At 69.8% G+C, this 20,306-nt stretch carries 18 protein-coding genes and 2 pseudogenes; 9 read left to right on the top strand and 11 right to left on the bottom strand.

Annotated features, from left to right (window positions below):
- Window positions 1-4 precede the first annotated feature (4 nt).
- A complete protein-coding gene (locus ACFU5O_RS13635) occupies window positions 5-805 on the bottom strand; it encodes an amino acid ABC transporter permease (RefSeq protein WP_384239771.1) in 801 nt (266 codons plus the stop codon).
- Window positions 802-1,644: an ABC transporter substrate-binding protein gene (locus ACFU5O_RS13630; RefSeq protein ID WP_384239769.1), complete on the bottom strand. Its 843-nt coding sequence runs from the start codon at window positions 1,642-1,644 to the stop codon at window positions 802-804. The genes ACFU5O_RS13635 and ACFU5O_RS13630 overlap by 4 nt, the downstream gene beginning before the upstream one ends.
- Before the next feature lie 149 nt (window positions 1,645-1,793).
- Between ACFU5O_RS13630 and ACFU5O_RS13625 the strand changes: the two genes are divergently transcribed.
- Window positions 1,794-1,961 (top strand): hypothetical protein, encoded by a 168-nt coding sequence (locus ACFU5O_RS13625; RefSeq protein WP_384239768.1) that lies wholly within the window; start codon window positions 1,794-1,796, stop codon window positions 1,959-1,961.
- Between the two features lie 89 nt (window positions 1,962-2,050).
- Window positions 2,051-2,362 (top strand): hypothetical protein, encoded by a 312-nt coding sequence (locus ACFU5O_RS13620; RefSeq protein WP_384239766.1) that lies wholly within the window; start codon window positions 2,051-2,053, stop codon window positions 2,360-2,362.
- Window positions 2,363-2,425: 63 nt separating this feature from the next.
- Here ACFU5O_RS13620 and ACFU5O_RS13615 read toward each other — a convergent pair whose 3' ends face one another.
- Entirely contained in the window at window positions 2,426-3,904 is a 1,479-nt protein-coding gene (locus tag ACFU5O_RS13615) for a glutamate--cysteine ligase (RefSeq protein ID WP_384239764.1), read from the bottom strand.
- Window positions 3,905-4,197: 293 nt separating this feature from the next.
- Window positions 4,198-4,656 (bottom strand): transglycosylase SLT domain-containing protein, encoded by a 459-nt coding sequence (locus tag ACFU5O_RS13610; protein WP_384239762.1) that lies wholly within the window; start codon window positions 4,654-4,656, stop codon window positions 4,198-4,200.
- 717 nt (window positions 4,657-5,373) lie between these two features.
- Between ACFU5O_RS13610 and ACFU5O_RS13605 the strand changes: the two genes are divergently transcribed.
- A complete protein-coding gene (locus ACFU5O_RS13605) occupies window positions 5,374-5,934 on the top strand; it encodes a hemerythrin domain-containing protein (protein ID WP_384239761.1) in 561 nt (186 codons plus the stop codon).
- 604 nt (window positions 5,935-6,538) lie between these two features.
- Here ACFU5O_RS13605 and ACFU5O_RS13600 read toward each other — a convergent pair.
- Window positions 6,539-7,093 carry a hypothetical protein gene (locus ACFU5O_RS13600; protein WP_384239759.1) on the bottom strand — a complete coding sequence of 185 codons (555 nt, stop codon included), beginning with the start codon at window positions 7,091-7,093 and terminating at the stop codon, window positions 6,539-6,541.
- Window positions 7,094-7,472: 379 nt separating this feature from the next.
- Between ACFU5O_RS13600 and ACFU5O_RS13595 the strand changes: the two genes are divergently transcribed.
- Complete coding sequence (locus ACFU5O_RS13595; protein ID WP_384239757.1) at window positions 7,473-7,937, top strand: hypothetical protein; 465 nt, start codon at window positions 7,473-7,475, stop codon at window positions 7,935-7,937.
- A gap of 18 nt (window positions 7,938-7,955) precedes the next feature.
- Here the strand turns inward: ACFU5O_RS13595 and ACFU5O_RS13590 are convergent, their stop codons facing one another.
- From ACFU5O_RS13590 to ACFU5O_RS13580, 3 genes and pseudogenes are all read right to left on the bottom strand, one after another.
- Window positions 7,956-8,882, bottom strand: a complete 927-nt coding sequence (locus ACFU5O_RS13590; protein WP_384239756.1) for a magnesium and cobalt transport protein CorA — start codon at window positions 8,880-8,882, stop codon at window positions 7,956-7,958.
- Window positions 8,883-8,971: 89 nt separating this feature from the next.
- A pseudogene (locus ACFU5O_RS13585) lies at window positions 8,972-9,687 on the bottom strand (class I SAM-dependent methyltransferase).
- A 412-nt stretch (window positions 9,688-10,099) separates the two neighbouring features.
- Entirely contained in the window at window positions 10,100-10,249 is a 150-nt protein-coding gene (locus tag ACFU5O_RS13580) for a hypothetical protein (RefSeq protein WP_384240458.1), read from the bottom strand.
- A 78-nt stretch (window positions 10,250-10,327) separates the two neighbouring features.
- On the opposite strand from ACFU5O_RS13580, the pseudogene ACFU5O_RS13575 reads away from it, so the two are divergent.
- Window positions 10,328-10,591, top strand: a pseudogene (locus tag ACFU5O_RS13575) (transposase); the annotation flags it as partial.
- A 480-nt stretch (window positions 10,592-11,071) separates the two neighbouring features.
- Window positions 11,072-12,049, top strand: coding sequence for an alpha/beta hydrolase (locus ACFU5O_RS13570; RefSeq protein ID WP_384239754.1), 978 nt, complete (start codon window positions 11,072-11,074; stop codon window positions 12,047-12,049).
- A 171-nt stretch (window positions 12,050-12,220) separates the two neighbouring features.
- Here ACFU5O_RS13570 and ACFU5O_RS13565 read toward each other — a convergent pair whose 3' ends face one another.
- The 3 genes from ACFU5O_RS13565 to ACFU5O_RS13555 form a co-directional block, all read right to left on the bottom strand.
- On the bottom strand, window positions 12,221-12,745 hold the full coding sequence (locus ACFU5O_RS13565; RefSeq protein ID WP_384239752.1) for a GNAT family N-acetyltransferase: 525 nt from the start codon (window positions 12,743-12,745) through the stop codon (window positions 12,221-12,223).
- 201 nt (window positions 12,746-12,946) lie between these two features.
- Complete coding sequence (locus ACFU5O_RS13560; RefSeq protein WP_384239750.1) at window positions 12,947-13,828, bottom strand: diacylglycerol/lipid kinase family protein; 882 nt, start codon at window positions 13,826-13,828, stop codon at window positions 12,947-12,949.
- Between the two features lie 39 nt (window positions 13,829-13,867).
- Window positions 13,868-15,463: an FAD-binding oxidoreductase gene (locus tag ACFU5O_RS13555; protein ID WP_384239748.1), complete on the bottom strand. Its 1,596-nt coding sequence runs from the start codon at window positions 15,461-15,463 to the stop codon at window positions 13,868-13,870.
- A 72-nt stretch (window positions 15,464-15,535) separates the two neighbouring features.
- Between ACFU5O_RS13555 and ACFU5O_RS13550 the strand changes: the two genes are divergently transcribed.
- The 3 genes from ACFU5O_RS13550 (at window position 15,536) to ACFU5O_RS13540 (ending at window position 20,299) form a co-directional block, all read left to right on the top strand.
- Window positions 15,536-16,135, top strand: a complete 600-nt coding sequence (locus tag ACFU5O_RS13550) for a TetR/AcrR family transcriptional regulator (protein WP_384239746.1) — start codon at window positions 15,536-15,538, stop codon at window positions 16,133-16,135.
- Entirely contained in the window at window positions 16,132-17,703 is a 1,572-nt protein-coding gene (locus tag ACFU5O_RS13545) for a glycerol-3-phosphate dehydrogenase/oxidase (protein ID WP_384239744.1), read from the top strand. The genes ACFU5O_RS13550 and ACFU5O_RS13545 overlap by 4 nt, the downstream gene beginning before the upstream one ends.
- Window positions 17,704-18,280: 577 nt before the next feature.
- A complete protein-coding gene (locus tag ACFU5O_RS13540) occupies window positions 18,281-20,299 on the top strand; it encodes a transglycosylase domain-containing protein (protein ID WP_384239742.1) in 2,019 nt (672 codons plus the stop codon).
- The last annotated feature ends 7 nt before the right edge of the window (window positions 20,300-20,306 follow it).

Below are 20,306 nucleotides of genomic sequence, written 5' to 3'. Positions count from 1 at the left end.
GTCGTCATCTCGCCTTCTCCGTGCGGGCTTCGAGCCGGCGTACGACGAAACTCAGCGGAATCGTCACCAGCAGGTAGCACAGGCCCGCGACAAGGATCGGTGTGGAGTTCGCGGTCTGACTCGCCAGGTCGCGGCCGAACTTGGTCAGTTCGCGCTCGTTCAGCGTCACTCCGAGGAACAGCACCAGCGACGAGTCCTTGAAGAGCAGCACCAGCTCGTTCGTCAGCGGGGGGATGACGATGCGGAACGCCTGCGGAATGATCACCGACACCATGGCGCGCGCATACGAGAACCCCAGCGAGCGCGCCGCCTCCATCTGCCCCTTCGGCACGGCCTGGATCCCGGCTCTGATGGTCTCCGCCATGTACGCCGCGGCGACCAGCCCGAGACCGAGTGCGACCTTTCCGTACACACCACCGGGGATCTCCGTCCCGGGGAACGCGAGCGGCACCGCCACACCCACGAAGATGAAGATCAGCAGGGCGGGCAACCCGCGGAACAGCTCGATGTAGACGCTCGCGACCCATCGGTACGGTGCCACCGACGACAGCCTCATCAGCGCGACGACCAGCCCGAGCACCAGACCGAAGAGGAACCCGGAGAGTGTGTAGACCACGGTGTTGCGCAGGGCGATGGTGATGATGTCGGGGAACAGTTCGCTCGCGAGATCCTTCTGCGCGAACTGGTTCTGCAGCCGCCCCCAGTCGGCCAGCACGGCGACCGTGACCACCGCGGCGACGAAGACGGCGTACTGGATGCTCTGCGAGACGCGGCGTCGCTGCCGCCTGGTCAGCCGAGAGATCACGACTGTCCCTCGGGCAGCGGCCCGATCCACTGCTTGTACAGCTTGTCGTACGTGCCGTCCGCCTTGGCGTCCTGGATCGCCTTGTCGATCGCGGCCAGCAGCTTCTCGTTGCCCTTCTTCACGGAGAAGCCGTACTGCTCACCGGTCTCGATGTTCTGGCCGAGGGCGAACGCGTCCGCGTTGGCCTTGTCCTTCAGCCAGCCCTGGACGACGGGGTAGTCGATCACGACGGCGTCGACCTGACCGGTCCGCAGCCCGTTCAGCACGGCGTCCGAACTCTCGAACGCCACCGGGTCGAAGCCCTGCGACTTGGCATAGCTCTCGCCTGTCGTCTCCGCCTGCGCGCCGAGCTTCGCGTTCTTGGCCTTGACGTCGGCGAGGGACGTCACCCCGCTCTTCTTGGTCGCGAGCAGCGCCTGAGTGGCGTCGAAGTACGGGACGGAGAAGTCCACGTTCTTCTTGCGCTCCTCGGTGATCGTCATGCCCGCCGCGGCGAGATCGCACTCGCCGGAGTTCAGGAACGCACCGGTCTTGAAGTTCTCGAACGGCGTGTCCAGGACCTTCTGCTCGACCTTGAGGTTTTTCGCCACGAGATCGACGAGCGCCACGTCGAACCCGACGACCTTCCCGTTCTGCTCGAACTGGAAAGGCGGATACGGCAGATGCGTGCAGGTGGTCAGTTTCCCCTTCTCCACCACGGGGACGCCTCCCGCCGCCTTTCCGGGCCCTTCGTCACCGGAGGAACAGCCCGTGGCGAGCAGCAACCCCGCCACGACCGCTCCGGCCGCCGCGAAGGTACGAGCGCGCCGGGCGCGATGACCGCCTGCAGACCTGGACATGATCAACCTCCAAGGGCGCCGGGCGGCGGTGCTGGGGCAGACCGCCGAGTCATGATCGTAGGACACCGGACGGGTGACGTCGCGGCTCTTCTCAGGTTGTCCGGATCAGGCGTTCCCGGCATCCGGCGGGGCTGGGCATCCTCTCGCGCATGAGTGACCCGCATTGCTCGAAGTGCTGCCCGGTGAAGCCCGCGGCCCCTGCGGTGCCTGAGCCGCTGCCGCCCGGTGCCCTCCTCGCCGTGCTCGTCGTGGCCCTGGTCATCGGCGGCGGCTGGCTCGCGGTGGTCTGGGCAGGCGCGACGCTCTTCCCCGGCTGAGCCCAGGGCCCACGTGTCGTTCGGGTGACCGGCCCCGGGGCCCATGGAGCCGGTCCTGCGGAAGGGCTGCGGCTGCCTATCGTGAGCCCATGGACCTGCATGAGCCCATGGACCAGGACGAGCCCATGGACCTGGACGCCGATCTCGACGGGTTGGGCCGTGACGAGCTGATCGCCGAAGCAAGACGGCTGCGCGCGGGTATCCGTGCACACCGGGACAGCACCGGGCACGAGCTGTGCTGGCACCACCCGCAGCTGTGGGCGCTGCTCCCGGAGCGCGTGGAGCCGGACGTGGCGGTCCCCCCGTGGCCGAAGTTCCTGCGGGGGTGCGTCCGCTACCGCGAGTCCCTCGACCGCCAGATCCCGGATGCACCGGTGCATGACAGGGAGTTCGGCGAATAGAGGACCTGCCCACCCGTTTGTCGAGGGCGGATTCCGGTCATCGCTCCCAGCCGGGCCGCCGGCTCAGTCGACGGGCCATGTGTGGGCCGGGGCGTTCAGATGCATGTAGTCGGCGTACTGCTGTGTCATCCGCCGCAAGGCCTCATGGTCGTCGACATGGCTGGTGTCGGCGATGTGGTGGAACATCTCCGACTGCCAGACGGCGCCGTTGCGGACGGTCACGCACCGCTGCTCGATGATGCCGAGCAGTGGCTCCCGCCACGTCGCGTCCATACCGGAAAGCTCCAGACCTCGGTGCGCCAGCGGCAGCAGGCGCCGCAGTACGAGCTCGGCCACCGGCACCTCGCCCACCCCGGGCCAGTACAGGCGCGCATCCATCCCGTGCCGCGCCGCCGCGTGCAGGTTGTCCTCCGCCACCGAGAACGACATCCGCGACCACACCGGTCGCTCTTCCTCGACCAGTGCGCGCGTCAGCCCGTAGTAGAAGGCGCCGTTCGCCAGCACATCCGCCACCGTCGGCCCGGCGGGGAGCACCCTGTTCTCCACGCGCAGATGCGGACGGCCGTCGGCGACGGCGTAGACCGGGCGGTTCCAGCGGTAGATCGTTCCGTTGTGCAGCGTCAGCTCGCCCAGCTCGGGAACGCCGCCGTCCTCGAGTGTCCTGAGCGGATCCTCCTCGTCGCACAGCGGCAGCAGAGCGGGGAAGTAGCGCACGTTCTCCTCGAACAGATCGAAGACGCTGTTGATCCACCGCTCCCCGAACCACACCCTCGGCCGCACCCCCTGCACCTTGATCTCCTCGGGACGGGTGTCGGTGGCCTGCTCGAACAAGGGGATACGGGTCTCGGACCACAGTTCCTTGCCGAACAGGAACGGCGAGTTGGCCGCCAGAGCCACCTGCACACCCGCGATCGCCTGCGCCGCGTTCCAGTAGCCCGCGAACTCGTCCGGGGCCACCTGGAGATGGAACTGGGTGCTGGTGCACGCCGCCTCCGGCGTGATGGTGTCCGCGTACGTCCGCAGCTGGTCGACCCCGTCCACCGTGATCTTCAGATCCTCGCCCCTGGCGGCGAACACCTGCTCGTTCAGCAGCCGGTAGCGCGGATTCTCCGACAGAGCGGCCTCGCCCACGTCCTGCTGCCGCAGTGTCGGCAGGATTCCGACCATGACCAGATGGGCCCCCACTGCGGCGGCCCGCTCCTCGGCATGGTTCAGGGCGTCCCTGATCTCCTTCTCCCAGGCATCGGGCCCGCCGGCCGTCAGCTCCCGCGGAGGAATGTTGATCTCCAGGTTGAACCGCCCCAGCTCGCTCGCCCACGCCGGGTCCGCGATCGCCTCCAGCACGTCGGTGTTGCGCATCGTCGGCTCGCCGGCGCCGTCCACCAGGTTCAGCTCGATCTCGAGCCCCACCTGAGGCCGCTCGGACTCGAAGCGGTCCTCCCGCAGCATCTGTGCGAACGCGTCCAGGCACTGCTGCATCTTGTTCCGGTATCGGCTGCGGTCATCACGGGTGAATACCCGCGCCGGGACATCTCGCCCCATGGGCCCTCCGGAGTCTCCTCGGCCGCTTCCCCACCTCCAGCGTCCCACTACCCGTCCTTACGGACCACCTTTGGATCACGTCCCCGGTCATGAGGGGCTGTGTGCAGGGGTGTCCGGGCCTCCGCGCAGGTCACAGGCCTGTGCGGCGATTCCGGGGGCGGTGCTGTCGGCGGGTGTCGTGTGTGGGGCGGCCGGGCAGCGGTGGCGGGTCAGGCGGAGGCGCGAAGGACGCGGCCCGCAGGCTCCAGGCGTTGAAGCCATATGCCCGATTCAGGCAGATTTACTGCTTTTGATTAGTAGGGTCCGTTTACGTTGTCGATGGACCCGTAGCGCTTGGCTGCGTAATTGCAGGCAGCGGTGATGTTGGCGATCGGGTCATATATGTCCCACGAGGTGCCGTCCACGTGGTATGCCCGAAATGTGGGGTCGATGACCTGCATAAGACCCTTGGACGGAATGCCCGCCTTCGCGTTCGAGTCCCACAGGTTGATGGCGAACACGTCACCGCTCGACTCGCGCATCAGGTTCCGGCGGATCCCCTCATGGCTCCCGGGGATTCCCTTGGCCTTCATGACCAGCAGGGCGTGGTCGATCCAGACGTCGACCCGCTGCGGGCTCGACGGCGCCGCCGCGGCCGGGGTGGGGAGGGTCGCCGTCGTCGCCGCCAGCAGGCAGACCGCGGTGGCGGTGCCGCCGGCCAGATAGCCGGCGATCTTCGACTTCGTCCGCTTCGGGAGAATGGAAAGCCCCATGAGTCGCTCTTTCACTGGATTCTTCTGACGATGATCCCTAACAAGGCGGTTCTTCCGGGAATAAGGATTTTTCCGCCGTGGTTTCCACCAGCATCCGAGTGAGGGCCTTCTGCCACAAGTGTCTTTTTTGTGATTGCCACCACAAGTACACAAATGCGATGTGACCGTTTTGCCGTTTTTCAGCAATGAGGTCCGTATTGAGGAGCGCTCCGGGGGCTCCCGGCCCGCCTCGTCGTCGCTGCGTCCCCGCGGGCTCAACTGCACGTAAATCAGGGCTTATTGGTGATGGCTCGTGGCGCGCCGCACGTTCTTGGGTATGCCGACCGGACCTCCTCGTGCGTGGAGCGGGCTCGGCCCATCGGTCGTGAGGGCGCAGTGTCGACGTAAAAAGCCCCGTACATGGACAAACCGGCTCTTGTCCGGCGGAATGCGCGCCGGCGCGGCCCAGAGCCAGGTGGCCGGACCCGGTCACGTACGGAGCGAATGGCCGCCAGCCGCTCGTCGTCGGAGATCCTCGCGATGTCCCCGATCCTGCTGGCTCCCACGCCTCCTGAACATGGCCGGGCCCGAGCCGGTCCCCGAGACCGGCCCGAGGATGCGCTGGTCCACCTGGTGGCCACCCGGGGCCAGCGGAGTGACTGCGGCCGTACCTCCCACACAACGGGGCGGCATACCAGGATCATGACGGGTGAGACCAGGGCAAGGGAGGAGCAAGTCATGGGCCATGGTGGAAACGTCATTGACGAGCTGACTGCGGATCACCGCGAAGTCGAGTCGCTTTTCGCGCAGATCGAGGCGCTGCCTCCTGGCGATTCCCGGCGCCGACAACTGGCGGACCAACTGACGATGGAGCTGGTCCGGCACTCGGTCGCGGAGGAGGAGCACCTGTATCCGGCCGTGCGGCGCGTCGTGGACGACGGCGACGACCTCGCCGACAAAGAGATCGCCGACCACGCAGCGGTCGAGCGCATGCTCAAGGAGCTGGAGGGCTGCGAGCCCGGCGACGGCCGGTTCGACACCCTTGTCGTGGAGCTGAAGACGGCGGTTGCCTCGCACGTGGCGGACGAGGAGAACCACCTGTTTCCCGCGCTGGCCGAGTCGTGCTCCGCCGAATCACTGCAGAAACTGGGCGAGAAAGTGCGCCGCGCCAAAAAGGTTGCCCCTACCCGGCCTCACCCTGCGGCCCCGGACACTCCGCCGGCCAACAAGCTCCTTGCCCCCGGAGTCGGCCTGGTGGACCGGGTACGCGACATGCTCTCCGGCCGGGGGAAGAGCTGACCCGGCGTCGCGTCGGGCTCACTCCGCCCTCGGTGCGCGGGGCGACGTCTGACATGCCGGTACCGCCCCGGCTGACGACGGCTGCGGTCGGCACCGTGGCGCATTCCATCGACGCGCCGATGGCGTTGACGCGCCGGGTGCCGAGGTGATCGGGAGCGCGAGCAGATCGTCCGCGAGGGAGGCGTACGTGTGGTCGCCGTCCACGGGGCCGCCGGTGGATCGGCCATGGCCCGGGCGTCGTACCGGACCGGGCGCCGGCCCGCGTCCAGGACCGGCGCCCGGTCGAACAGGCCCATCCGCTCCTCGGTGGCCTGACTGGTGAACCCGCCATGGGCGTAGACGGCGAGAGGGCCTCCACCCGCGTCGGTGCAGAAGAGCTCAGCCCCGCGATGGGGTAGGACGCCTTGCTTGACGGTGTGCCTCGTCCCGTGCCGCCGTGCCGGGGCTGAGCAGGCGCGGCAGGCAGTGACCACCGCCGCCGCAGTGCGGCGCTCGCCTTTGCCCGGTCAGGACTCCTTGCCGGGCCCGGTCAAGGTGTCGCTCATCCGGTTCGCGATCACTCGAGCGCGTACCCCGGCGGCTGGACGCAACCGTGCGCGGTCCCTCAGATACCGGAGCCTGAGACAGGCCGGGAGTCCACCAGGGGGTATTCGCCTTCGAGCCGCTCGAGAAGTCCGGCATGATGCAGATCGGCGACGGGCGCGAGCAGATCGGGATGACGCAGGAGCGGAGCGGCCTCGCAATCCCGCTCGCCCGGGGTGACCAGCCGCCTGAATTCCGCATCGGTCCCCTCGTGAGGCGTGGAACCGGCGAGCACGTTCTTGGCGGCGACGGCCAGTTCCGGCCGGCTCAACAGGGACGCCGCCCAGCTCGCCACGACCTCGTCGACCCAGCTGCGCCAGGCGTGGTCCTCGTCCTCGGCGAACGGCGTGCCGTCACTGCCCGCGATCCAGTCGAGACGGGCGGAACCTCCCGGGCCGGTCATCATGACGAGCGCCACGTCCATCTCGGTCGGATACCGCAGTCGTGCGGCGGCTGTGACGGCCTGGTGTGCCTGCACCTCGGCGAGAGCACGGCTCAGCGCCCCGTTGCCGGACGGATAGGCCTGCGTGAGCCACTGGGCGGTCGCCGCTATGAGCGGGGCCAGGGAGTTTTCCATGGACACTGCTGTCTCCACCCTGATGACGAGGTCAAGTCAGGCGAAACTACGCGCTGGGTTCCGGTGACGAAATGACGCAGTTCACCGCAGGGGAGTGGGCTTCGTCATACCACTGCCGCAAGATCGGCGGCCGGTCCGGCATGCAACCCGGCGCATGCCGGACCGGGGCAGCCCCCAGATGCACACGGTGGGCCGGTCCCGGGCCGAAGAGCCCAGATCTGCCGGCAGCGCAGAGCCCCCGCCCATAGGGCGGAGGCATGGAACGGGACGCCTGCTCGCAAGCGGCCACGGGCAAGGTCCGCCGACGGTGCGACTCGGGACGCATTGCCGGGGCGTACCGGGGCAGGCGCGCTGAATGCAGGGACATCACGCGTTGCCCATGACCTCACTGCGACGGCTCCCCTGGGGCCTGGCCGTAGCGAAGGACCGCCGGTATGCCAGGGACCGGCGGTCCGGACGGCTGCGGGGCCGTCGGCACCGCAGAATCCTCGCCCACCGGAGCATCGAGTTCGTGCAGTCGCCCGCGCCCGGGAGGGAGAGGAGTCAGTGTCTGCTGCTGGTGCACATTCGCAAGGTGGTCGGGCAGGTGGGCTATCAGGTCTGCGACAGGTGTGCCGAGGGGGTGATCACGGAAGTGGTCATCGAGGAACCGTTCCACGACAGCGGACTCGGGACGAGGGCGCTCTCGCATCTGCGGGCCCGGTATCCGGGAGTGGCATGGCGCAGCACACTCGAGCGGCGCCGGACCCGTGACCTCCTGCGCCGCATGCGTGTTCCCGTGGCCACGTCAGGCCCCGTGTGTTCCCACGCGGAGCCGGCGGCCGCGCCGCGTGCCGGAAGGTGAGCGGGTCGGCCGAGCGGCTCACAGCCAGCCGTTGCGGCGGAAGAGGCGGTGCAGCACCGTGCACGCGCCGACCATGACCGCGACGGCGACCGGATAGCCGTAGTCCCATTCCAGTTCGGGTATGCGGGCGAAGTTCATGCCGTAGACACCGGCGATGAGGGTGGGCACGGCGCAGATGGCGGCCCAGGCGGAGATGCTCCGCATGTCGTCGTTCTGCCACGTCCCCACGCGGGCCAGGTGGGCGGCAAGGACGGAGTTGAGCAGGTCGTCCAGGGACCGGACCTCGGTGTCGGTGCGGTGCACATGATCGGCGACATCCCGGAAGTACGGCATCGCGTCCTCGTGCCAACCGGTGCGCGGACCGGCGAAGTCCTGAAGCACCGGCACCAAGGGCTGTACGGCGTCACGGAATTCCAGGACCTCCCGTTTGAGGGAGTACACCTCTTCGATCACGTCCTCGCGCCCCGGGGAGAACACGCGACGCTCCAAGTCGCCCAGATCGCTGCGCACTTCCTCCGCGATGGAGCCATAGGTGTCCACGGTGACGTCCAGGAGGGCATGCAGCACTGCCACCGGGCCGAATCCCGGCATGGGCGGATCACCGAGCAGTCGCCGTTCGGCTTCAGGAGCGGGATCGGTCTGTCCGTGGCAGACGGTGAGGACGAACTTCGGGCCGACGAAGATCATGAGCTGGCCCGATTCGACCTGGGAGGTCCGCTCCACGTACCGGAGTGTCCTCAGGGCCACTGCAAGGACATCGCCGTAGCGCTCGCGCTTGGGCCGCTGGCGGGCCTCCAGCGCGTCCTCCACCGCCAGCGGGTGCAGTCCCAGCTCCCGGGCCAGGGTCTGGACCTCCTGAGCCGAGGGCTCCACCATGCGGATCCACCCGAAACCGTCCTCGTCCGCGTCCCGCAGCAGCTTCAGGGCGGCCTCGCTGCTCTCCACCGGTTCGGAACATGATGCCCGGGAGGCGTCGCCGTCACTTCGATAGATCACACACTTCATGTCTCTACGCCTGCGCGCAGGACTCGGATTCATGCCACCTGTCCGTCGGACGGCGTGGGTTCGCGCTGCCGTGACCGCCACCGTGGTGTAACGCATCGTGAAGCTGCCGCCCCTCGCGTCGATGGCGCCCCCGACGCCCTCCAGCACCTCCGCGAGCTTGCCCGGCGGAAGCTGGGTGAGGGGCCTTGGGTCGGCATCTGGTCCGGCCATGCGTCCCGGGTGTAAGACCACTCCCAGTCGAATCGCCACTGCTCCGGTTCGCCGAATCCGCCCACCTCCCGGATCCCGTCGGCGGCCTTGGTGAACAACGCCTTGTACCCGCCCAGGGCTTGTTTCGTCATCGCCTGGACGTTGAAGGGCGCGTCGGGCATCACCCGCCGGTACACCGCGGCGAAGGCTTCCGCCACGTCGGGCGGAAGCTGGAACGCGTTCGGGAATGCTGCCAGTCGGCCGTCAGGGCGCAGCACCTGCGCGGCCTTGGCAGTACCCGCAGCGGGATCTGTCCAGTGCCAGGCCTGGCCGGCGACGACCGCATCGAATCGACGGCCGGCCGGGTCCAGTCCTCGAACGTCGCTACGTCGACCTCGATCCCGAACTGCCGCGCCACGTCGGCCATCCGCGCATGGGGCTCGACGCCGAGCACACTGAAGTCCGCCGCCCGGAACTGCTGGGCGGCAATGCCGGTGCCACAGCCGACGTCGAGGAAGTCGGGGCCGGGGCCGGCGGTGACGATCCGCTCCACCATGGCGTCGGGATAGCGGGGCCTGGCCCTGTCGTAGCGCTCGGCATCCGAACCGACCGCTTCAGCGGCCCGCGGCCCTTGTGCCAGAGCCGAACCCCAAGCTTCGGCCGACCTCGAGCTTCAAGAACGTCCCCGGCGTGGACTGCCGACGCCCGTGGTGTCGTCGGTGCTGTCTGCGTCTGCTGCGTTCGCTGCGCCCGCAGTCCACTCCGCGAACCACCAGGCACCCGTCACCACGCACGACCACAACAGCCCGGCCAACACCGCGGTCAGCCACGGTGCATGCTCCACCCGGCGCTCCACGCCTGCCAGCACCACCCAGCCGCTCAACAACACAATCGCAACCCGTGCACTTCGATGCCTGAACATATGCGCCCGACTACCCGGCTCGGCAGCGATCACGCGGACGTGATCTTCAGGTTTGCGGCGGCGGCCGGGCAGCGGCGTGGCGAGCCTGGTCGTCGGTGTCGTCGGCGTCGTCGCGGCCGAGTTCGATGACGTCCCAGTCCGTGTCGTCGGACGGACCGTGCTCGCGAGCGACTACCAGTGCGCGCCGTGTGCTCATCCTCCCGCCGACGAAGCCCCCTCGCTACCCGACCGCGGCAGCGTGGGCCTCCGACTCGATGCCCTTGCGGGCGATGCGTTGCCGGATGCCTCGCCGGCGGAGGCGGCGTGCGATCTGTCGGATGACCTTTGGGCTCGGACGGAGCCCGTCTACCGAAGTGCGTGGGACGAGGCGGGCGTTGGAAGTTCCACCGCAGGGTGATCACTGGAATTCTCTTCCGGCAGCGGACCGGCATACCGTGGCGGGACCTGCCGACACGGTTCGGGAAGTGGAAGACGGTGCACGACAGGCGTCGACGCCGGCGGGCGGACGGCACACGGGAGAAGTTCCTGCGGGCAGCTCCACAAGAAACAGTGCGGCGAAGGCTCCAACCACGAGCGCACCGGCGGCGGCAGCTGCGAAACACCACACGACCACACTGGCGACGACCAGAATTCCCGGACCGAAATGCGCGGCGGGCAAATCGGCACGGGCCACCTCCCGCAACGCCCTGCGCGTCGCTCGCGCGTCAGAGTTGTACCGCTCCCGCGCCGTTGTACCGCTCCCGCGCCGCTTCCGGAGCGGCGACCGGTCCCTCGGCACGGGCTCGGCAGGCCATGGACCGCGGTGAGGCCCGGCGGACCCTGGATCTGAGGGGTTGGTGGCTCGCCACTCGGGCCTGGCGGATGCGATCACCACCGGGGCGGGTGACCCTGTTGTCATAACGCGCGGACCACTGCCGTGCCTGCTCGACCGAAGCCTGCGCGGCACTGGCGCGCCACGGGACAGCCCCTCAACATGCGCCCTGGCCAGCAGCCATCCCGAGATCCCAAGGAGATCGTCATGTCCCCCCAGTCCGCCGGTAGCCTCGTTCTGGAGCCTGCCTCCCAGCAGATCGCCGATGCCACCTCGAAGCCGCCCTTCCTCTACCAAATGGGGCCGGAGAAAGCCCGCAAGGTGCTGGACGACATCCAGGCGGCGCCGATCGACAAGCTTTCCGTCGACTCGGAGTGGATCACGGTTCCCGCCGAGGTCGGTGACGTCCGCGTCCGCATCGTCCGCCCGAAGAACGCCGCATCACCCCTCCCGGTCATCCTCTACATGCACGGCGGGGGCTGGATCCTCGGCAACGCCGACACCCACGACCGGCTGGTGCGCGAACTGGCCGACGGGGTGCGAGCCGCCGTTGTGTTCGTCGAGTACGCCCGCTCGCCCGAGGCTCACTACCCCGTGGCGGTCGAGCAGGGTTACGCCACCGCCCAGTGGATCGTGCGCGAAGGGGCGGCTCGCGGCCTCGACCCGGATCGCATGGCGGTGGCGGGCGATTCGGTCGGCGGCAATATGACCGCCGCACTGGCTCTGATGGCCAAGGAGCGCGGCGACGTCCGCTTCGTCCACCAGTCCATGTACTACCCGGTCACCAACGCCGACATGGACACGGAGTCCTACTCCGACTTCGCCACGGGTTACTTCCTCACGGCCAAGGCCATGGAGTGGTTCTGGGACGCCTACGTGCCGGAGCGTTCGCAGCGCAGCGAGATCACCGTCTCTCCGCTGAAGGCGAACCTCGACCAGCTCGCCGGTCTGCCGCCTGCCTTCGTCATCGTCGACGAGGCTGACGTCCTGCGCGACGAGGGCGAGGCATACGCTGCCAAGCTCCGCGCCGCGGGCATCGACGTCACCACGGTCCGCTACGACGGGGTCACCCACGACTTCATGATGCTCAACCCGCTGAGCGACACCCATGCCACGCGTGCGGCCGTCGCCCAGGCCATCTCAGTGCTCAGCGACGCCTTGGGAACGAACAACAAGGAAGCGTAGGTGCGCGAAGTCGGCTCCCGTGGCCGAGCGAAAACGCCCAGCCGGGACTCGATCAGCAAGCCGCTCACCCGCAGCTCTTTCGGGCCGCTGTGGCCTCCAGCGACAGGTGGCCGGAGACGATGGGAAGTCCGCTGGTGAGCAGCCGGCCTGTGCTCAAGGCCGGGTTGGTGCTCAGAGGTGGTCGGCCACGGCGGTCCCGGTCTCCCGATCCCTCCGGACAAGACCTAGGGTGTAGTGGATTTCTCGGGCCCCACCGACAAGGGTCTCTCCGGTGGGGACGAATCCGGTGCGGGTGAGCACGGTCTGCGAACCGATGTTGTCGAGGGTCGTGACGGCCCGCAGCCGGGTCAGGGCGTAGTCCGCGGTGGCCAGTGCGCACACCTCACGGACGGCTCTGGTGGCCAGGCCCTGGTGCGTGGCCTTCTGTGCGATGCGGTAACCGAGTTCGGCGCTGCCGTCGGCCACGTCGATGAGGTTGACGCGTCCCACGATCTCACCCTCGCCGCCCACGAGGACATGGAAGAAGTGCAGCCCGGCGGCCTGTTCGGTGAGCAGGTCGTTGTGCCGTGCGTCGAAGTGGGCGAAATAGTCGTCGCCCCGGTCCGGGACGGAAGCGGCGAAGTAGGCCCTGTTCTCCTGCTCGAAGGCGAGCAGGGCGGGAGCGTGATCGAGGCGAAGGCGCTGGAGTTCGGGCATGGGGCAACGTTATGCGCGCCCATCGCGGTGCGGTGCCGCCTTGTGCGGGCGGCCTGCGGCATGCACCCCGAGCCGGTGCGCCGAGGCCCGGCAGCGCGGTGGGGGGCACGCTGCCGGGGGCATGGGGTCATCCGGGGCGACCGCCCCGGGACCGGTCTTCTGGCCGGTCCCGGGAGCTGCTCCCGGATCTCTCGGAACGTCTCAGCAGAGCACGTTGAGTGCGCCCGGCCGCACTCTCACCGTCACGGGCAGCGTGGCCTCGACCTCGCCGTCCGCGCCATAGGGGATGGCCCGGTCGGCCGCGATGCGGATCTCCTTGCCCCGGAGGATCTCGATCTCGGGGCGGGCCAGGTGGGCGCCCGTCTTGAGCTCGTTCATCATCGCGAAGAACAGCCGCTTCGGAGCATGCTTGATCACGACCACATCCAGCAGGCCGTCGTCGAGCCGCGCTCCTGGAGCCACGTTGCGGCCGAAGCCGTAGAAGCCCGAGTTGGCCGCCACGACGGTGTATCCGCGCCGCTCGTACGGCACCCCGTCCACCGTGATGTGGTAGGCGGCCGGCCGCCAGGTCGCCACGGCCCGCAGGCCGCCGGCGTAGTAGGAGGCCGCGCCGCGCAGCAGCCGGGACGTGTTGGCGTAACGGTTGGCCACCGCGTCGACCCCGGCGTACACACTGCCCAGCACTGCCACCCCGGGGTGAACGGCGGATTCGACCTCGATGGTGTCGATCGCCCGGGGCGAGCCGTTCAGCAGCAGTTCGGCAAGGGCGGGGGCATCGGTGGGAAGCCCCAGGGCCCGGGCGAAGTCGTTGCCCCGTCCGGCCGGCACGATGCCGAACACGGCGTCCGTGCCGCTGAGGGCACCGCCGACACAGCCGACTATCCCGTCGCCGCCCACGGCGAGCACGATGCGTCCCTGCTCGCCGGCGGCCCGTGCCACCTCGCGGGCGTGCTCCAGGCTGCGGCTGTACTGGGTGTCGAGCTGCGCGCCCGCCTCCCTCAGGAGACGGGCCAGCACGAGCAGGGCCGCTGTGCCGCTGGACCCTCCTGCGGTGGGGTTGACGACCGCGGTGAACTGTCGCATGAATGCGCCTCCGGGGGCAGGGCAGGACGGGCAGGCCGGTCAGCGGACGGGGATGAGGACGCCGGGACTGAGGATCCCGGCCGGATCGACTTCGGCCTTTACGGCCTGCAGGATACGGACGCCGACCGGCCCGATCTCCTTCGTGTACCAGTCGCGGTGGTCGGTTCCGACGCCGTGATGATGGCTGATGGTGCCGCCGGCCGCCAGGATCGCGTCGCACGCGGCACGCTTGGCCGGCGCCCAGTGGGCCACCGGATCGTCGCCCTGGGCCGAGACGACCGTGAAGTACAGCGACGCGCCGTTCTCGTACACATGCGAAATGTGGCACATGACCAGGGGCGGAGTACCGGCCTCGGTCAGCGCGTCCGTGAGCGCCCCGCGTACGGCGTCGTAGAGCGCCGGAAGAGCGGACCAGAAGGCGGCGGTCTCCAGGGTCTCGGCGAACGCGCCGGCGTCCAGGAGCGCGTCGCGCAGATACGGCGCGTTGTAGCGGCCGTGGGCCCAGCGCTCGCCGGGCTGTTCGCCGGCGAACTCGCCGCCGCAGGCGAGAAGCACCTCACGGGCGCGCGCCCGTCGCTCCGCCGTCTCCTCTGCGGTGCCCTCGTATCCGGCGATCGCCATGCACCCGGCTTGCTGAGGAGCTTCCGTGCCGCCGATCTCGTCGGGCTGTGCCAGACCGATGAAGGTCTCCGTCTCGTCCGACAGGCGCAGCACGGTCGGCCGGGGGCCGTCCTGGGCGAGCCTGCGCAGCGCCGCGGCCCCCGCCTCGAAGGACGCGAAGCGCCAGCCCTCGTAGACGCGGGTCTCCGGCAGCGGGCGGATGCGTACGGTCACCGAGGTGATGACGCCGAGCGCGCCCTCGGAGCCGAGGACCAGGTGGCGAAGGTCGGGACCGGCCGCCGAGCGCGGGGCGCGGCCCAGCTCCAGCGTGCCTTCGGGGGTGGCGAGGGCCAGACCGAGCACCATCTCGTCGAAGCGGCCGTAGCCGGCGGATGCCTGGCCGCTGGACCGGGCCGCGGCGAATCCGCCGATCGAGGCCCATTCGTAGGACTGCGGGAAGTGCCCCAGCGTGAAGCCACGCTCGTTGAGCAGCGCCTCTGCCGCCGGCGCACGCAGCCCCACCTGGAGAGTGGCGGTGCGGGAGATCTCGTCGAGCGCGAGCAGCGAGTCGAGGCGGCGCAGGTCCACAGCGACGAAGTCCCGCTTCCCCTCCGGCGTCAGGCCGCCGACGACGGAGGTTCCGCCGCCGAACGGCACCGCGGCCAGACCGTGCGCGGCGCACGCCTCCAGGACGGCCAGCACCTCGTCGTGGCTGCCCGGGAGCACGACGGCCGCCGGAATGTCGTCGACCTCTCCGGCGCGGATGCGCAGCAGGTCGGGCGTGGACTTGCCGCGGGTGTGCCGGATCCGGCTCTCCGCGTCGGTGCGTACGTACGCCTCGTCGCCGACACGGTCCGCCAGGGCCTGGCGCGCGGCGGCACTCAGCGCGGACTCGGGGACGGCGATGGCCTCGAGCGAGGCCGGCCCGGTCTCGCGCGGCCTGACCCCCAGCAGATCGCGCAGGAGTCCGGTCACCGTCTCCGGCAGCGGGGCCGCCTTGGCCGGGTCTCCCCAGCCGCTCCACAACATGTCCACTTGGGCTGTTCCTCACCGTCGGTTTGGCCGGGCGTCGTCCACGCGGCCCGCACTGGCATTACACTGTGACAGATGACGCCCATTCGTCACAACCAGTCGGACCAAGACGCCGTCCTCGACGCAGCCCGCGACTGCGTCCTGGCCGTCGGCGTACGCCGCACCACCCTGACCGACGTCGCCCGTCGGGCCGGTGTGTCCCGTATGACGCTCTACCGCCGCTGGCCGGACGTGCGGACCCTCGTCGGTGACCTGATGACCAGGGAATGGATCGGCCTGGCCGTCTCCGTCATGCCTGCGGCCGAGCCCGGTACCCCCACCCGTCAGCGCCTCGTCGACGGACTCGCCGCGGGGGTCGCCGCCTTCCGGGCCCATCCGCTGTTCCACAAGATCCTCGACGTCGACCCCGAACTGCTGCTGCCCTACGTACTCGACCGCCGCGGCGCCAGCCAGGACGCCCTCCTCGGCCTCATCACCGGCGCACTCGCAGAGGGCCACGCCGACGGATCGGTGCGCCAGGCCCACCTCGACCTCCAGGCCCGCGCAGTGCTCCTCGTCGTGCAGTCGTTCACGCTCTCGCTGCGCACCATGACCGACGAGGCCGACCCCCACCTCACCGACGCCGCCTTCATCGAAGAGCTTCGGACCCTTCTGGAGAGGACCCTTACGCCATGAGCAGCAGCAGCCGCCGGAGCACCCCCGCTCCCGCCTCGTCGCTGAACGCGGCCCGCCGCGCCCGGGAGCTCACCGAGCTCGCCGACGGCATCCGGGTCGACACCCTCGTCGTCGGTCTCGGCGCGACAGGCGCGGGCGCCGCGCTCGACGCCGCCTCACGCGGCCTGACCGTCGCCGCCATCGACGCACACGACCTCGCCTTCGGCACCTCCCGGTGGAGCTCCAAGCTCATCCACGGCGGTCTGCGCTACCTGGCCACCGGCCAGCTCGACGTCGCTCACGAGAGCGCCGTCGAACGCGGCATCCTCATGGAACGCACCGCCCCCCACCTGGTGCGTCCCCAGCCCTTCGTCCTGCCGCTCACCCCGCTGGTGTCCCGGAGCCAGGCCGCTCTCGCCTGGGCCGGGTTCCGTGCCGGCGACCTGCTGCGCGCCTCGGCCCGCACCTCCCGCACCACCCTCCCCGCGCCACGGACCCTCAGCGCCGTGGAGACCCGGCACATGGCCCCCTCCCTGCGGCCGACGGGGCTGCGCGGAGGACTGCTGTCCTGGGACGGCCAACTCACCGACGACGCCCGCCTGGTGACCTCGATCGCCCGCACCGCCGCCGCCCACGGCGCACGCATTCTGACCCGGGTCCGTGCTCTTTCCCTCAGTGGCTCCGGGGCCCGGGTGCGTGACGAGCTCACCGGCGAGGAGTTCGACATCCAGGCCCGTACGGTCATCAACGCCGCCGGCGTGTGGGCCGGCGGACTGGTCGACGACATCCGCCTGCGGCCCTCGCGGGGCACGCACCTCGTGCTGCGCTCCGAGGACCTCGGCAGCCTCTCGGCCGGAATGCACATCCCGATCCCCGGGGAGTCCAACCGGTTCGTCCTCGTACTGCCGCAGGGCGACGGGCGGGTGTACGTGGGTCTCACCGACGAGCCGGTCGACGGGGGCATCCCCGATGTCCCCGACGTACCCGAGACCGACATCGGCTTCCTCCTCGACGTCCTCGGCTCCGCCCTCGACGTCACCATCACCCGCGACGACGTGGTGGGAGCCTTCGCCGGACTGCGCCCCCTCCTGGACACCGCCGGACCGGACCAGGCCGGCCGCACCGCCGACATCTCCCGCAAGCACGCGGTGCTGACCACGTCAGAAGGGGTCGTGACCGTGGTCGGCGGCAAGCTCACCACCTACCGCAGGATGGCGCAGGACGCCGTCGACGCAGCCGTCGCCGTGCGCGGCCTGGCGGCCGGCCCGTGCGCCACGGCCTCACTGCCGCTCGTCGGCGCGGCCCACCCCAGCACCCTGAGCACCCTCGACGCGCCACCGCGCCTCGTCCGCCGCTACGGGACCGAAGCCCCGGCCGTCCACGCCCTCGGTGTTGCCGACCCGGCCCTCGCTCAGCCGGTTGTCCCCGGCCATCCCGTCACCAGGGCCGAACTCCAGTGGTCCGTACGCCACGAAGGAGCGCTCGACGAGTCCGACCTCCTCGACCGGCGCACCCGAATCGGGCTGGTTCCGCACGACCGGGAGACGGCTCGCACCGCGGCCCGCGAAGCCCTCGCCGGCACTCCCTGAGCGCGCCCGCCCGGCGGGGGAGAGGTGGTGACGGGGTGCGTTCGGCGCCGTGACCGGCAAGCGTGGGCCCGACCGGCCGTGGTACGAGGGCAGTCGGGCCGCCCGCACGACCGGTGAGCACCGGGGCGTCCGGGCACACGCCGGACCCGTCCCCGACGCCGGTCCGGTCTTGCCGGCCATGGCGGACACCTCGTAGCTGCACGACGTCCGGACGTCCGGACGTCCTACGAGACCGTCGCCGCCGACCACGCCCGGCTCCTGCCCACCGAGCTCGTGAGGAAGCTCCTGGACCGTCCGATGCCCGCCGCGTTCGCCGGACTCGTGCGGAGCGGCGACACCGGCCCGGTCGCCGACCTCGGCCGCGGGCCGCTGTCCCGACGCCGGCCGGCCGCAGTCCGACTGCCGAACTCGCGGGTAAGGGTAGGAGTTGAAAAGCCGTCACCGGGTTCCGGCGAAACAGCGTGCTGTCCTTCACACGCGGCATGGTCAACGCTTCAGGGGCACGGTCCGTATAGCTCGGAGAGATCCGCGCGGTCCTGGTGGTGTGCGCGGAGCCCGACCGAGGAGCAGCCGCATCATGGGCGAAGACACGCGTTCATCCCGCTCACGCCGCACGCGAGGCGCCGGCCGTCCGCGTCTGATCGACTACCCGCGGCGGGGGAGAAACGGTGTCCGCCGCTGGCTTCCGTCGTGGCGGCTGCTGCTCGGCACCTCCCTGGCCTTCATCGGCGGTCTCCTGGCGCTGTTCGTCGCCATCTACGCCTACGTCGACATTCCGGGTGAGAACGCCGCCGCGCAACAGCAGGCCAACGTCTACTACTGGGCCGACGGCAGCCGGATGGTGAGTGTGGGCGCCGTGGACCGGCAGAACGTGCAACTGTCCGCGGTGCCCGTCTCGCTCCGCAACGCGGCCCTGGCGGCCGAGAACGCCGGTTTCTACACCGATTCCGGTGTCTCGTTCACCGGAGTGGCCCGCGCTGTCGCGAACATGGCCCGCGGCCAGGAGACCCAGGGCGGCTCCACGATCACCCAGCAATACGTGAAGAACACCTATCTGTCGCAGGATCAGACTCTCTCCCGCAAGGTGCAGGAGTTCTGCATCGCGCTCAAGATGGACAGCCGCAAGTCCAAGGACGAGATCCTCCAGGGGTACTTCAACACCAGCTGGTTCGGCCGTGGCGCATACGGGGTCCAGGCTGCGTCGAACGCCTACTACGGCCTCGATGTGAAAGAGCTGAATCCCAGTCAGGGCGCGTTCATGGCCGCACTGTTGAAGGGAGCGGGCGAGTACGACCCGGCACTGGGTGAGGAGAACCGTCGGCGCGCGGTCGAACGCTGGTCGTGGATCCTGGACCGCCAGGTCGCCCTCGGCATGATGACAGCGCGGGAACGCGCGCAGTACGTGACGTTCCCGGAGCCCCGCAAGCAGTCCTTGTCCACCAATATGAGCGGCCAGACCGGCTATCTCGTCGACCTCGCCAAACGCTACGTCAAGAAGCAGACCGGCCTCGCCGACGCCGACCTCGACCGGGGCGGCTACCAGATCCACACCACGTTCGAGAAGAACGCGGTGCAGCAGCTGGCACGTTCGGCCGCCGGCGTCCTCGAGCGTCACATCGACCCGGAAGCCCGTCGGCAGGACCAGCACGTCGAGGTCGGCGCGGCGTCCGTGCGGCCGGACGACGGGGCGATCGTCGCGGTCTACGGGGGCGCCGACGCGACGAAGCACTTCACCAACAACGCCGACACCTCGGGTGTCCCCGCGGGGTCCGTGTTCAAGCCGTTCGTACTGGCCACCGCGCTCCAGCACGGCACAGTGGCCGAGGACGGCTCCGTGCAGCCCGTATCCACGGAGAGCTTCTACGACGAGACCGGAAGGCTGTCCACGAGCCTGCTGCCCGTACCGGGACCGAACGAGGCCGCCTCCCCACTGGCGGCCTTCACCCGCTTCCCGACCCTGCGCGAGGCCATGATGAGCTCCGCCGCCACTCCGTTCCTGAAACTGGGTGCGGACACGGGCCTCAGGCGTGTCGAGCACATGGCCGTGGGCGCCGGAATGCTCAAGAGCAGCATGGCGCCACGGGACGGGGAGTTCCCCCTCGGCACCTCGTCGCCCAGCGCGATCCGGGTGGCCGGGTCCTACGCGACGTTCGCCGGCGACGGATTGCGCCACGAGCCGTACTCGGTGACCAGGGTGCTGCGGGGCGGCAAAGCGGTGGGCGGGCTCGAACGGTCGCCGGCGCGACGGGTCATGGATGCGGCAGTGGCGCGCGACGTCACGTCCGTTCTCCGGGACACGGCCGGGAACACCCCGGCAGCGTCGGCAACCGCGGCACTCGGCCGCTTCGCGGGAGCCTCCACCGGCGAGAACGACACCCAAAGGGCGGCGTGGTTCGCCGGCTACACGGAGGAGCTGTCGACGGCCGTGACGATGTTCCGGTCCAGGCCCGGTGAGGCCCTGCTGCCGATGAACGGCACCGGCGGACAGGGCTCGGTGCGCGGCAGCGTCTTCCCGGCGCAGATCTGGGCCGACTACATGACGAGCATCGCGCCCGCAGGTCCCTCGGCGGTCGTCCCGCCGCAGGCCACCGGATGAGCGTGCA

The organism is Streptomyces sp. NPDC057445 (assembly GCF_042802855.1).
Taxonomy (GTDB): Bacteria; Actinomycetota; Actinomycetes; order Streptomycetales; family Streptomycetaceae; genus Streptomyces.
The sequence above is the reverse complement of the archived record's forward strand: the minus strand, read 5'-3'. Positions and strand labels throughout refer to the sequence as shown.

Excerpts from the sequence above, each read along its gene's own strand:
- ACFU5O_RS13545 (WP_384239744.1), top strand. The coding sequence starts at position 16,132 with ATGAGCAGCAGCAGCCGCCGGAGCACCCCCGCTCCCGCCTCGTCGCTG.
- ACFU5O_RS13540 (WP_384239742.1), top strand. The coding sequence starts at position 18,281 with ATGGGCGAAGACACGCGTTCATCCCGCTCACGCCGCACGCGAGGCGCC.
- ACFU5O_RS13570 (WP_384239754.1), top strand. The coding sequence starts at position 11,072 with ATGTCCCCCCAGTCCGCCGGTAGCCTCGTTCTGGAGCCTGCCTCCCAG.
- ACFU5O_RS13595 (WP_384239757.1), top strand. The coding sequence starts at position 7,473 with ATGACCTCACTGCGACGGCTCCCCTGGGGCCTGGCCGTAGCGAAGGAC.
- ACFU5O_RS13580 (WP_384240458.1), bottom strand. The coding sequence starts at position 10,249 with ATGAGCACACGGCGCGCACTGGTAGTCGCTCGCGAGCACGGTCCGTCC.
- ACFU5O_RS13620 (WP_384239766.1), top strand. The coding sequence starts at position 2,051 with ATGGACCTGCATGAGCCCATGGACCAGGACGAGCCCATGGACCTGGAC.
- ACFU5O_RS13610 (WP_384239762.1), bottom strand. The coding sequence starts at position 4,656 with ATGGGGCTTTCCATTCTCCCGAAGCGGACGAAGTCGAAGATCGCCGGC.
- ACFU5O_RS13605 (WP_384239761.1), top strand. The coding sequence starts at position 5,374 with ATGGGCCATGGTGGAAACGTCATTGACGAGCTGACTGCGGATCACCGC.
- ACFU5O_RS13560 (WP_384239750.1), bottom strand. The coding sequence starts at position 13,828 with ATGCGACAGTTCACCGCGGTCGTCAACCCCACCGCAGGAGGGTCCAGC.
- ACFU5O_RS13550 (WP_384239746.1), top strand. The coding sequence starts at position 15,536 with ATGACGCCCATTCGTCACAACCAGTCGGACCAAGACGCCGTCCTCGAC.
- ACFU5O_RS13565 (WP_384239752.1), bottom strand. The coding sequence starts at position 12,745 with ATGCCCGAACTCCAGCGCCTTCGCCTCGATCACGCTCCCGCCCTGCTC.
- ACFU5O_RS13630 (WP_384239769.1), bottom strand. The coding sequence starts at position 1,644 with ATGTCCAGGTCTGCAGGCGGTCATCGCGCCCGGCGCGCTCGTACCTTC.
- ACFU5O_RS13625 (WP_384239768.1), top strand. The coding sequence starts at position 1,794 with ATGAGTGACCCGCATTGCTCGAAGTGCTGCCCGGTGAAGCCCGCGGCC.
- ACFU5O_RS13615 (WP_384239764.1), bottom strand. The coding sequence starts at position 3,904 with ATGGGGCGAGATGTCCCGGCGCGGGTATTCACCCGTGATGACCGCAGC.
- ACFU5O_RS13600 (WP_384239759.1), bottom strand. The coding sequence starts at position 7,093 with ATGGAAAACTCCCTGGCCCCGCTCATAGCGGCGACCGCCCAGTGGCTC.